Annotated in this window: 8 protein-coding genes; 7 read left to right on the top strand and 1 reads right to left on the bottom strand. The window is 57.8% G+C overall.

Translation table 11 applies throughout. The features are described 5' to 3' along the window. Positions 1-146 precede the first annotated feature (146 nt). Positions 147-965 (top strand): hypothetical protein, encoded by an 819-nt coding sequence (locus tag IT444_04620; protein MCC7192049.1) that lies wholly within the window; start codon positions 147-149, stop codon positions 963-965. Between the two features lie 3 nt (positions 966-968). Here the strand turns inward: IT444_04620 and IT444_04625 are convergent, their stop codons facing one another. Beyond that, positions 969-1,823: an RNA methyltransferase gene (locus IT444_04625; protein MCC7192050.1), complete on the bottom strand. Its 855-nt coding sequence runs from the start codon at positions 1,821-1,823 to the stop codon at positions 969-971. Between the two features lie 200 nt (positions 1,824-2,023). Here IT444_04625 and hrpA point away from each other — a divergent pair, with 200 nt between their 5' ends. The 6 genes from hrpA to IT444_04655 all read left to right on the top strand — a co-directional run bounded on the left by hrpA (position 2,024) and on the right by IT444_04655 (position 13,052). Next, on the top strand, positions 2,024-5,977 hold the full coding sequence (hrpA, locus tag IT444_04630) for an ATP-dependent RNA helicase HrpA (protein ID MCC7192051.1): 3,954 nt from the start codon (positions 2,024-2,026) through the stop codon (positions 5,975-5,977). A gap of 104 nt (positions 5,978-6,081) precedes the next feature. Next, a complete protein-coding gene (locus IT444_04635; protein MCC7192052.1) occupies positions 6,082-7,356 on the top strand; it encodes an efflux RND transporter periplasmic adaptor subunit in 1,275 nt (424 codons plus the stop codon). Between the two features lie 38 nt (positions 7,357-7,394). Further along, positions 7,395-8,642 (top strand): ABC transporter permease, encoded by a 1,248-nt coding sequence (locus IT444_04640; protein ID MCC7192053.1) that lies wholly within the window; start codon positions 7,395-7,397, stop codon positions 8,640-8,642. Next, on the top strand, positions 8,642-9,448 hold the full coding sequence (locus IT444_04645; protein MCC7192054.1) for an ABC transporter ATP-binding protein: 807 nt from the start codon (positions 8,642-8,644) through the stop codon (positions 9,446-9,448). The genes IT444_04640 and IT444_04645 overlap by 1 nt, the downstream gene beginning before the upstream one ends. 64 nt (positions 9,449-9,512) lie before the next feature. Then, a complete protein-coding gene (locus IT444_04650) occupies positions 9,513-11,471 on the top strand; it encodes a YjhG/YagF family D-xylonate dehydratase (protein ID MCC7192055.1) in 1,959 nt (652 codons plus the stop codon). Positions 11,472-11,849: 378 nt separating this feature from the next. Beyond that, a complete protein-coding gene (locus IT444_04655; GenBank protein MCC7192056.1) occupies positions 11,850-13,052 on the top strand; it encodes a DUF1275 domain-containing protein in 1,203 nt (400 codons plus the stop codon). Positions 13,053-13,073: the final 21 nt, after the last annotated feature.

The following is a 13,073-nucleotide window of genomic DNA, read 5'->3' on the forward strand; positions in this document are numbered from 1 at the left end:
GCTCGCTCGTCCGTTTTCAGACGCACGAGACCCAACCAATGTTCACAATTTGCCAAGTATAACCCGTGGCGCCCGTTACCAGTTCCTTTGACAGCATCACATCGGCAAAAAATGTCAATCCGAGGCTGCGCCTCTATACTCCCGACATGACGCTCAAGGAAGATCTCCAGTTTGCCGTCGCACTGGCGCGACGTTCCGGCCAGCTTGCCCGCGATTATTACGGTAAGGTCAAACGTCTCACCAAGCGGAATGACGAAGCGGTCACCGATGCTGACCGCGCCTGTCAAAAATTGATTTATGAGGCGATCCGCCCCCGCTTCCCCGGCGACGGCTTCATCGGGGAGGAGAATGACACCGGACTGGCTATCACCAGTGAGATTCCGAACCCCGCGGGGCGTGTCTGGGTCGTCGATCCCATCGACGGCACCAACAATTTCATTGCCGGCTTCGGACACTTCGCCACCTGCATCGGTCTGCTCGATGCCGGCCGGCCTGTGCTGGGCGTGGTGTATGACGTGATGGAAGATGTGATGTATGCCGCGGCGCGAGGCGAAGGCATGTCGGTTAATGACCGTCGCACACAGGTAAACGGTGATCCGCTTTCTGACAGTTCATTCGTCATGTCGTCAAGCAATCTCATCGACGCCAATGGCCGCGCCCCCTCCTGGCCGGCGCGCTGGCTCGGCCGAACGCCCTGGAAGATGCGCGTCATCGGTTCGGCGGCACTCGATGGTGCCCACGTAGCAGCCGGCATCGCTCACGGTGCCATCACCATTCACGGAAAACTCTGGGACGTGGTGGCCCCTGCTGCTCTGGTCATCGAAGCAGGCGGTCTGGTCACCGACACGCAGGGGAAGGCTGTCTTCCCCTTTAACCTCGAACGATACTCCGGTGCCCGCGTGCCAAACCTCATGGCTTCCCCTTCGGCACAGGAGACGCTGCTGCGGGAACTCCGCGAGTGGTGATGCTTATTTTTCGGAGAGTTTCTCGGCTCCGCCCGTGGCGTTCCCAGCAACACGGGTGATGTGATAAAGAAAGACCGCGGCTGCTACCGCGACGTTCAGTGAATCAGTTCCTCGGTGCATGGGAATCGTCACCAGTTGATCGCAAGCGGTCAGCCAGCGGGTGTGCAGGCCTTGTGACTCGCTACCCAGAAGAATGCCCACGCGATTGGGGGTTCGAGGGTGACGGATGGATTCCAGCGGAGCAGCGCGATCATCAAGCACCGAAGCCAGCAGATTTACATCCCACTCCTGCCGCAGACGATACAGATCACGCAGCAGGTCGTCGGAACGGACGATCGGCAACGTGAAGATCGAACCCATCGACACCCGAACCGACCGACGCCAATAAGGATCACATGATCGCTCACCGACGATCATGGCATCCGCACCCATCGCTGCGCTGATGCGGATCAGCGATCCCAGATTGTCTGCGTTGATGATCTCAGGACATATCACCAGCGTCAGGGGCACAGCAGGACCAGCGGGTGGCGGCAGCACATCGTCGAGCCTGTGCTCCACCGGACGGATGCCGCACGCCAGCACGCCGGAATGGAAAGCAAAGCCGATCACGCCTTCGAGAACGGAGTCAGGCGCGACATACAACGGCACGGATGAGGGGACGAGTGAAGCCAGTTCCTCGACGCGCCGCTGAGCGATGAACACGGAATCCACGCGGTGGTCGCTGGCAAGCAGCCGACGCACCAGATGCTCACCTTCCGCGATGAACCTGTCACCATGTCGCGCTACGTCGCGGTCCTTGAGATTGCGATAGACATCGAGGCGGGGATCGTCGAGCGTTTCAACGGCAATCATCGGCATAGGTATCGAATACAGTACGAACCTCACCGCTGCCGGTAAACGCCCCTTTCCGCGGCTGAACTCACCCCCTATGACCTGCGACACCACCGGCAGGATGACGCTCCCCTGCTCGACTTCTGTATTTGGCCAAGGAGCTGTCGGACCCGTTATGTCTGCTGTCTCATTTCCTAGAATGCCTCCTTTTACGCGAGGTTTAGCGCGTGCGCGAACGCATTGACTCGATCACCGAACGCATTGGACAAGCCATGCTGGGAGACCAGCACCGCTTTCGCCGCGCTCTGATGCGAATTGAAGATGCGTTACGTGGGCGAGGTCCGGGACAGGATGATGTCGTGGCCGATGCTTCGCTCACACGTCTGGCTTCTGATGTCGAGGCTTCCATCACCAGGGGAGAGCAACGCCGCAGCGGACTGCCACGACCTGTATTCCCCGGTGAATTACCCATCGTCGCGCGACGGGAAGAAATTGCGAAAGCGATTTCTTCCCATCAGGTTGTCGTCCTCTGCGGCGAGACCGGATCAGGTAAGACCACGCAACTTCCCAAGATTTGTCTCGATCTGGGACGAGGCATCGCGGGAATGATCGGCCATACGCAACCGCGACGAATCGCAGCCCGCAGTGTCGCGGCCCGCATCGCTCATGAACTCCGCACATCGCTGGGTAGTGCGGTCGGTTACAAGGTCCGGTTCAATGACAAGACCAGCCCGCAGAATTACATCAAGGTGATGACCGATGGCATCCTGCTCGCCGAAACGCAGCAGGACCGATTTCTCGAAGCCTATGACACGATCATCGTTGACGAAGCGCACGAACGCAGCCTCAACATCGATTTTCTTCTGGGTTATCTCAAGCAGTTGCTGCCCAAGCGGCGTGATCTGAAGGTCATCATCACTTCCGCGACCATCGATCCCCAGCGATTCAGCCGCCATTTTGATGATGCGCCGATCATTGAGGTATCAGGCCGAACCTATCCCGTCGAGGTGCGCTACCGTCCGCATGCCCCGGACGATGAAGAAACGGACCACGATGTGCTAGGCTCCATCGTTAGCGCGGTCGATGAATTGCAAGCCGGTGCCAGAGGTGACACGCTGATTTTTCTCAGCGGAGAACGTGATATCCGTGACACCTCCGACGCCTTGCGCAAACACTTTCCATCACGAGGCGGCGTCGAAGTTCTGCCGCTTTACGCACGGCTCTCGACCGGCGAGCAGAACCGCGTGTTCCAGGAGCACACCAACACGCGCATCGTACTGGCGACCAACGTGGCGGAAACTTCGATCACCGTCCCCGGCATCAAGTATGTGATCGATCCGGGTACAGCACGCATCAGCCGATACAGCACACGGTCGAAAGTGCAGCGACTGCCGATCGAACCGATCTCGCGTGCCAGTGCGGATCAGCGTAAAGGCCGTTGCGGACGAGTCAGCGAAGGCATCTGCATCCGTCTTTACTCCGAAGATGACTATTTATCGCGGGACGCCTACACACAGCCGGAGATTTTGCGGACCAACCTGGCCGGCGTCATCCTGCAAATGAAAGCCCTGCGGCTTGGACGCATCGAGGAGTTTCCCTTCCTCGAATCACCCGATCCACGCACGATCCGTGATGGCTACGTCACTTTGCACGAATTAGGAGCGGTGGATGAACGAAACGAATTGACCCCGATCGGCCGCGAGCTGGCGCGTCTGCCGATCGATCCGCGAATTGGTCGGATGATTCTGGCTGCTCGCGAGGAACACGCTCTGCACGAGGTGCTCATCATCGCGGCTGCACTCTCCGTGCAGGACCCGCGTGAGCGACCGCTGGATCGACAACAGGCCGCTGATGAATCGCACGCGAAGTTCCGTGACGACAGCTCTGACTTTCTCGGTTATCTGAAACTTTGGGAGGCATACCACGACGAGATTCGCCGCGGCACCCGCAGTCAGGCTCGCAAGTGGTGTTCGCAGCATTTTCTTTCTCCTGTCCGGATGCGTGAATGGCTGGACATCCACCAACAGTTGCTCTCGCTGGTGCGAGAGGCGGGTTCTGAACCGAATCGCCGACCCGCGCCGCCTGAGCATATCCATCGCGCGTTACTCACCGGCCTGCTGGGCAATATCGGTCTGCGCGGGGAAACGTCGGAATACCAGGGCACACGCGGTAGCCGGTTCAGCATTTTTCCGGGATCGTCACTCTTTCGGAAGACACCGCGCTGGGTGATGGCCGCTGAAATTGTGGAGACGACCAGGCTCTACGCACGCACCGTTGCACCGATCCACGTCGAGTGGATCGAGCGTCTGGCACCGCATCTCATGAAACGCTCCTACTCTGACCCGCACTGGGAAAAGGAGACAGCCCACGTCCGCGCGTGGGAGCGAGTGACGCTACACGGCCTGGTGGTGATCCCTCGCCGAAAGGTTCACTTCGGTCCTGTCGATCCGCGTTTGGCACGGGAGATATTCATCCACCACGCGCTGGTCGAAGGCGAATACTCAAGCAATGCGCCATACGCTCGGCATAATCGCTCACTGGCAGCCCAGGTAGAAACTCTCGAAGCAAAGCAGCGGCGGCACGACCTGCTGCGTGATGAAAAGGATGTCTTCGCGTTCTACGACCGTTGCATACCGCGTGATGTGTTCAGCGGCCCGCTCTTTGAGCAGTGGCGGGCAAAGGCGGAACGCACGCAGCCACGACTGCTTTTTATGGAGATGCGTGATCTGGTCGATCACTTGCCGGAAGGGATCACGACCGAGCGGTTTCCCGATGAAATCGCAGTCGGCCAGATGCGACTGCCATTGCAATACCGCTTTGAACCGGGTGATCCGGCAGATGGCGTGACGCTGTCTGTCCCGCTGGCTGCGCTGAATCAGTTGCGTCCGGACCCGTTTGAATGGCTCGTCCCCGGCTGGCTCGATGAAAAAGTGACAGCGATGATTAAATCGCTACCCAAACACCTGCGTGTTCTCTTTGTACCCGTGCCGCAGACAGCCGCGTCGATTCTGCCGCTCCTGAATCACACGTCAGCACAATGCCATTCATCAAACGCGGAAAAAAGAGACGATACGACCGTTCGCAGCTCTCTCATCGATCAACTCGTGATCCATCTGGGGCAGATCTCCGGTCGAGCGATCCGGCGCGAGGATTTCAACGAGTCTGGTATCGAAGATTATCTCCGCATGAATTTCCGCGTCCTCGATGACAAGGGGCACCCGCTGGCGATGAGCCGTGATCTGACGGAGCTGCAGGAGCGGCTCGGTGCGATGGCAGCCGGCAGCTTTTCCGGGCCAGCAACAGATTCCGACTTCACCCGTGATGACCTGAAAAAATGGGATGTTGGCGACTTGCCGGAACGGGTATCCGTCCGCCGTGCCGGCGTAACCATGCAGGGATATCCCGCACTGGTGGACAAACAGACCTCCGTCTCCCTGCGACTGTTTGATAGCGCGGATACCGCCCGCGCAGTCCACCGCGCCGGCGTGCGCCGTCTGTACCTGATCGCCCTTGCCGATGAGATGAAATACCTCACGCGAGGTCTCAGAGGCATTGATACTCTTGGCGTGCAATTCGCCCCGCTGGGCAGCGTATCCGCACTTCGGGCATACCTGATCGAGCTGGCGATCGACCGCACGTTTCTCGAAAACCTCCCCGAAGTGCGCACCCACATGGAGTTTGAAGTACGGTTGCGGGAGCGACAGCATCGCATCGATGAATCACTGCGGTCAACGGTTGCTCTGGTGACACAGATTCTCGCGGCATATCAGGCTGTGCAATTTCAACTCGGCGGACGGATCGCACCGAGCTGGACCGCAGCAATCAATGACATGCGTCAGCAGCTTGGTCGCCTGATGGCGGAAGGATTCCTGCTTCGCATTCCTTACCCGTGGCTTGAGCAATACCCCCGCTATCTCAAAGCGGTTCAGCTACGAATCCAGAAACTATCCAATGCAGGCCTCGATCGGGATGCGCGACACACCGCCGACCTTTCGCCGCTCTGGCAGCAATATGTTGCACGAGCTGAGCTTCATCGAGCTCGCGGTCTGTACGATCCTGCCCTTGAACAATATCGCTGGATGCTTGAGGAGTTTCGCGTCTCACTCTTTGCCCAGGAGTTGGGCACCGCGGTTCCGGTGTCGGCTAAAAGGCTTGAACAGCAATGGGCAATGGTGAAGTAACCTTTCAGGGCGAGTGTGTGAAAGTCGTATATCGTTCCCCGCTTACATAAGTGTCTCGGATATAGTTCTGCTTCGCGAAGCTATTCCCCTTAGAATCCTCCCTCATGACCCGCCGACTTCGTGCCCTCGCTCGTATTCGCTGGCTTGTGTTTTTTGTGCTCCTCGTCGTTTTCGGCGCGGCTGCCTATTACGTTTATGAACGCTACTGGAATCCGGTGGTAAGCGTCACCCGGATTGTCGAAGCTCCGGTAGTCCATGCGTTTTATGCCACCGGCACGATCTCGCCCGACCGTGAATATCCGATCCGCGCTAACGTGGCAGGCCTCATCACTGAGCGGCTCGTGGATAAAGGCGATACGGTCAAAAAGGATCAACCCGTTGTCGTCATCACCAGCGATGACATCACTTTCAAGCTCGACCAGGCCAAGGCTGAGTTGAAGGAAAAGGAGCAGTTGGCTGACGACAAGACCTCGCCGATCCTTGCCGAGATTGACGCGAAGATTGTTGCCGCCGACGAAGTGCTCGCGCTGGCTCGCCGTGAAAATAAACGGATAGAGACTTTGGTGAAGTCAAACTCTGCCACCGATCAGGATCTGGATCGCTCGCTGGACCGCCTCAGCCGCGCGGCCAGCGATGCTGCCTCCAATCGAGCGCAGCGAGCGACACGAAAGATTCAACTTGATAAGGATGTCGATGTCGCACGCGCAGCACTACGCATCGCGCAGTGGAACTACGACCAGCAGACCATCCGCAGTCCGATTAATGGCGTCGTGCTCGACTGGCCCGTCTCACAAGGCACACGGGTGGCGGTCAACGATCACCTCATGCAGATAGCCGATGTGTCTCCGGGCAAACTCGTGATGCGGGCCGCGGTCGATGAGGAGGACAAGGTCGGCGTGACACCCGGCCAGGTGGTGCGGATGACGCTCTATTCGTTTCCCGGTGAAGTGCTCACAGGCTGCGTGAGCAAAATCTATGACAAGGCCGAGTCTGACCGTCGAACTTTCGAGGTGGACATCCAGATCGACGAGTCCGACCCGCATCGCGCCAAACTCTCGCCGGGCATGACAGGGGAACTGGCGTTTGTGATCGAAGAAAAGTCCAAAGCCAATATCCTGCCCTCTCAGGCTGTGCAAGGCGGGTCGGTATGGATCGTGCGCGAAGGCAGACTCAAACGTGCGGAAGTCAAACTCGGCCTGACCAGCATCGAGCGGACCGAAGTGCTATCCGGTCTGAGCGATGATGATCAGGTTGTCGTCAGCGCGGTCGGCAACCTGGAAGAAGGCCAGCGCGTGCGCACGCAATTTGTCGATCCGCGTGAAGCGGCAGGTCTGAACAAGCACGTGAAGAATGCGGACGGGTTCAAGGGGTTCCGTTAAGTCCGGCTAATTGACCGGATGTCCGCTGGATCACTCGCATGCGTTGGTTTATTTCCATCCGATATTTCCTTTCCCACAAGCGCCAATCACTGGTGTGTATCGCTGGTGTGACGATCAGTGTGATGATGTTCATCGCCATGTCCGCGATGATGGGTGGATTCACTGATAAGTTCATCATCGAGACGGTCGAGTCGTCCGGCCACATCACGATCAAGGACGAGTTCCGCGAGACTCAGACGCCGATACTCCAGCGTGCATATAAGGATCCCAACGCCCTGCTACTGGTTGATGGCACCAAGCCGCAGGACAAAATTAGAAAAATCAAGAACTCGACAGGTCTGCTCGCCAAACTCCGGCGGATGCCCGGCATCGTTGCTGCTGCGCCGGTGGTCACAGGTGACGTCATCGCGACCTACGGCACCAAGACGATGAATCTGGGTATTTTCGGCATCGAACCCGAACAGCAGATTCGCGTGACGACCATCGGCGACAAACTCATCGCCGGCGACTTTGGCCGACTCAAAACCGCGGGTAACGGCGTGGTCGTCGGCAGCGGCGTGGCAGACCTGCTGGGGGCTAAACTCGACGACACCATCGTTCTGACCAGTCCTACCGGCGGTAAGACCGTCGCCAAAATCGTCGGCATTTTTCAGACCGGCGTCACCCCGGTCGATTACGGCCGCGCCTACATGATGATCAACAACGCGCAAACGCTGGTGGATAAAAAAAACATCATCAATGAAATCGTCCTGCGCACCGACGACTACACCAAGGCGCAGGATTACGCAGCCCAGATCGAGTCAATCGCGGGCTACCGCACGGAAAGCTGGCAGGAATCAAACGCAAACTTCCTCAAGATTTTCCGCATCCAGACGGTTATCACCTACATCATCACAGCCTCGTTGCTCATCGTGGCTGCGTTCGGAGTGCTTAACATTCTCATCATGGCGGTACTGGAGCGCGTCAACGATATCGCAATCCTCAAAAGCATCGGCCTCTCACGCTCCGACATCACACAGATTTATCTCTTTCAGGGTCTGGTCATCGGCCTGATTGGTTCCAGTCTGGGACTGGCACTGGGAAAGGTAACGATTGAAATACTCCGGCGGCTGCCGATCCAGATGGAAGGGCTTGTTAAAACTGAAGGCCTGCTGATGAGCGAACATCGCAGCGATTACGTGACTGCGTTCATTGCGTCAATGATTATCGTTCTGCTGGCGGCGGCATATCCGGCACGGCGGGCGGCTGGTTACGACCCGGTGGATGTGATCCGGGGAGCGCATTGATGACCAGCAATCCGCAACAAGTCGATGCGAACTGCAGCAGTCCCGCCACACAGGCAAATGTCTTATTGCGTACTCAAAATGTCCACCGTGTCCTGGGGGAGGACGACGCGGCCACCGTCGTGCTGCGCGGTGTGGACATGACTATCGGCCGCAACGAGTACGTGTCGATCGTCGGGGCCAGCGGTTCGGGTAAGAGTACGCTTCTGTATCTCCTGGGTGGTCTGGATCGACCCAGCACCTTTACGCTTGATGAAAAACGAAACCGTTTACCCTGCGATCCGCCGAGCTGCGTGTTCATTGACGGACATAACACCCTTGAGCTAAATGATCCGCAGCTAGCCAGTCTGCGGAATGAAAAAATTGGTTTTGTTTTCCAATTTCACTACTTGCTCAAAGAATTCACAGCACAGGAAAACGTGGCGTTGCCAATGTTCAAACTCGGCCGTCTGCACCGTGCAGAGGCTATGGAACGGGCTGCCTCTCTGCTCACTGACCTTGGCTTGAGTAACAAGATCAGGCGGCCCGCCAATCGTCTCAGCGGCGGCGAGCAGCAGCGTGTCGCCATCGCCCGGGCATTATCAAATCATCCCGCGGTACTGCTGGCCGATGAGCCGACCGGTAACCTCGACAAGCGCAACAGCGAACTGGTCGCGGACATTTTCCATCAAATCGCGGATCGCGGTCAGACCATCGTGATGGTCACGCACGATCAGGCGTTAGCACATAAAGCGCGGCGAGTGGTCACGATGGAGGATGGCCGAATCATCGCTGATGATGCAACATCAACATCATCTGCCAGCCGCTGAGTCACTATCGAGATAACCGCTGAGCAGTTGTGGACGCCATCTGCAATCGGAATATCCTCAAATGATGCCGACCTCATTTTCCAATATCGTTGAACCAACCGATCAGAGCGTGTATGAGTTGCGTACAAGCGGAGCCGGTCCTGCGGGATCACTGCCGCTGACCGAGGAAATGCTCCGCAACTGGGCCAGCGGAGACCTCTTCGGCATGACGCAGAATGCCGGGATGGGCTGGAGGCCAACGGAGCTGACGAGGCCGGAGTTTCTGATTCTTTCGACATCGGGAGGTATCCGTGCGGACGATGGCTCACCCATCGCGCTGGGTTATCACACCGGCCACTGGGAAGTCGGGCTGTTGATGCGAGTCGCGGCCCGTGAGTTGCGGGATCGCGGCGCGATTCCCTTTGCGGGCTATGTCACCGATCCATGCGACGGCCGCTCGCAGGGCACGCGAGGCATGATGGACAGCCTGCCCTACCGCAATGATGCTGCCATTGTGCTGCGTCGTCTGATCCGATCGTTACCCCGCCGCGCAGGTGTCATGGGAGTTGCAACCTGTGACAAAGGATTGCCGGCGATGATGATGGCACTCGCGGGCTGCGGCGATCTGCCCGTCGTACTCGTCCCCGGCGGAGTAACGCTACCGGCACGGGGAGCGGAAGACGCGGGAAAAATTCAATCCATCAATGCGAGGTTTTCGCTTGGGGTTATCAGTCTGGAAGAAGCCGCCGAAATGGGTTGCCGTGCTTGCGGTTCGCCGGGAGGCGGTTGTCAGTTTCTCGGCACCGCTGCGACTTCACAGGTTGTCGGTGAGGCTCTGGGACTCTCGCTGCCGCACTCGGCATTAGCACCATCGGGCCAACCGATCTGGCTCGACATGGCGACACGTTCAGCCCGGGCACTGATGAACCTCACATCACAAAATATCGGGGTCAATCGCATCCTCACACCCGCGTCCATCAAAAATGCGATGGCTGTTCATGCAGCATTTGGCGGTTCGACCAATCTCCTGCTCCACATCCCGGCGATCGCACATGCGGCCGGCCTGACTCGTCCGGCCGTGCAGGATTGGATCGAGTTGAATCGACAGGTGCCGCGATTGGTCGATGCCTTACCGAACGGCCCGGTGGGTCACGTGACTGTCCGCGTTTTCCTCGCAGGCGGTGTGCCGGAAGTCATGCTCCACCTGCGACAGCTTGGGTTGCTCGATCTGTCATGCCTGACCGCAAGCGGAGAAACACTTGGCCGTGTGCTGGAATGGTGGGAAACCTCGCCGCGTCGCAGCCGCTTGCGTGATGAGCTACGAAAACAGGACGGCATCGATCCCGATGATGTAATCATGTCACCTTCACGTGCTGCTTCGCGTGGACTTACCAGCACCGTGACCTTTCCACTGGGTAATCTCGCGCCGCAAGGCTCGGTCATCAAGAGTACGTCGATCGATCCCAGCGTGGTCGGAGCTGATGGCGTGTACCGCAAAACAGGACCGGCACGAGTATTCACCACTGAGAAGGCGGCGATGGCGGCTATCAAAAGCGGTCACATTCGCGTCGGCGATGTGATGGTGCTCATCTGTCGCGGCCCTATGGGATCGGGCATGGAAGAGATAGCGCAGGTCACGACCGCGCTGAAGCACCTTGACTTTGGTAAACATGTCGCGGTCATCACGGACGCTCGGTTTTCCGGCGTCTCAACCGGAGCGTGCATCGGTCACATCGGCCCGGAAGCTCTGGCAGGCGGGCCGGTGGGCAAAGTTCTTGACGGCGACATGATTCAAATCGTGATCGACCGCAATCGACTTGAAGGCTCAATCAATCTCGTCGGTGAAAACGGTAAAGCTCAAGATGCCGCGGTCGGTGCCCGGCTGCTCGCTCAGCGACCGCTGCGCTCAGACCTCAAGCCGGATTCCGATCTCCCGGCAGATACACGGTTATGGGCTGCGCTACAAAGTGCCAGCGGCGGTACGTGGGGCGGCTGCGTGTACGACGCAGAAGCGATCTCGACCAAGTTACTCTCTACCCCGTAACCTCTGGCGTTTTTCGACAACTTCCAGATATGGTTCGGCGGAGCCTCACCCTTCCTGTTGTGTAATTTCGGCATCTGCGAAAGAGATAAGGTTCGGCGGAGCCTCACTCTCCCTGCTGTGTGACTTTGACATTTGCGAAAGAGTTACGGTTCGGCAGAGCCTCACCCTCCCTGCTGTGTAATTTCGGCATCTGCAAAAACTCAGTACTCCTCCGTACGTAGCCAAGCCCCCTTGAAATTTGTCGAAAGCCACGAATCTTCCGGGGAGATTGCGAGACCATAGCGATGGTTCCGTGCCTGCCAATGGTTCTGACTCAATTCCCTAAAGGTAACCGGTCGATAAAATCCTTCATCGTTCTGATTCACGGATCCGATCGAGATGCTTTCCGCGCGAGCTTATTCCTTCCGCCAGAAGTCGCGCCTTGCCATTTCACTTTCCTGGATCGGCGGATTCACCAATGCGGTGATGCTCATCACTTTCGTTGTCCCCATTTCGCACATGTCGGGCAATACGACACTGATCGCTCGTCATGCCATGGAGCGGCACTCTGTATCGCTGCTCTACGCGTTTCTGGTTTTGATGTTCCTTATCGGGGGCATGCTCTCGGCTTTGATGACGGAGGGCGCACGTCTGCGCGGCAATATCTCCAAATATGTCCTGCCCATGACGGTCGAAGCGGTGTTGCTGGCTGTCATCGCAATAGGACTCAAATACACGAACATCCAGCCGGGCGGTCACACGGTTGAACCCACTCAGGAACATCTCTGGTGGCTCACCGGTCTGGCGGCACTGGCGATGGGCCTGCAAAACGCGACGATCACCAAAATCTCCGGGTCCGAGATCCGAACGACGCACGTCACCGGCGTCATCACTGACTTCGGCTTTGAGAGCGTACAATTTTTTTACTGGTGGATGGAAAAGCTCCGCGGCAGGCGATGGGCTCGTGCCGGTCGGGTGCTTCGCATCTCGCAGCGGCACCCCACCGCTCTGAGGCTCCTGCTCCTGGCGAGCATCTTTGGTTCGTTCCTGCTGGGCGCGATCATCGGGACCTTTCTCTTTGACAGCTACGGGGCTATAAGTCTGCTGCTTCCCATCATTTTCTTGTTATGGATCATCTTTATTGATTGGCGTACTCCCATCGCTGACGTAAAAGAGCTTGATCTTCTCAGCGATCCTGAATTACGTGCCTTCGGTATCATCAAGGATTTGCTTCCGCCTGAATTGGGCATTTATCGCATCACCGGACCGCAGGGTCGCACACATCGGCCTCCTAATTTCCAGCTCTGGCTTAATCACATTCCCCGCCGATGGAAAGTGGTGATCCTTGCCATTCCATCGTCGATGCGCTTCACCAATAACGCAGTGCTCGATCTTCAAGCGGCTGCGCAGTCCTTGAACGAGCGCGGGAGCCGATTGGTTATTTCCGGCGTGACGCCACATCACTACCGCCAGCTCGATGCCATGGGTATTGCGAGGCGAGTTGATCTTGAAGATCTCTGCCCGGACCTGGAGTTTGCGATTGCCAGAGCGATGACGCACTTCAATAACATGGCACAAGGCCGCTCTCTGCGACACCGATGAAGCGACATACCAAGCAGGTCA

It is taken from the genome of Phycisphaeraceae bacterium, from assembly GCA_020851465.1.
Classification (GTDB): domain Bacteria; phylum Planctomycetota; class Phycisphaerae; order Phycisphaerales; family Phycisphaeraceae; genus JADZCR01.

Bases quoted from the DNA above. Each gene is read 5' to 3' on its own strand.
- IT444_04655 (MCC7192056.1), top strand. From the start codon at position 11,850: ATGCTTTCCGCGCGAGCTTATTCCTTCCGCCAGAAGTCGCGCCTTGCC.
- IT444_04645 (MCC7192054.1), top strand. From the start codon at position 8,642: ATGACCAGCAATCCGCAACAAGTCGATGCGAACTGCAGCAGTCCCGCC.
- IT444_04650 (MCC7192055.1), top strand. From the start codon at position 9,513: ATGCCGACCTCATTTTCCAATATCGTTGAACCAACCGATCAGAGCGTG.
- IT444_04635 (MCC7192052.1), top strand. From the start codon at position 6,082: ATGACCCGCCGACTTCGTGCCCTCGCTCGTATTCGCTGGCTTGTGTTT.
- IT444_04640 (MCC7192053.1), top strand. From the start codon at position 7,395: ATGCGTTGGTTTATTTCCATCCGATATTTCCTTTCCCACAAGCGCCAA.
- IT444_04620 (MCC7192049.1), top strand. From the start codon at position 147: ATGACGCTCAAGGAAGATCTCCAGTTTGCCGTCGCACTGGCGCGACGT.
- IT444_04625 (MCC7192050.1), bottom strand. From the start codon at position 1,823: ATGCCGATGATTGCCGTTGAAACGCTCGACGATCCCCGCCTCGATGTC.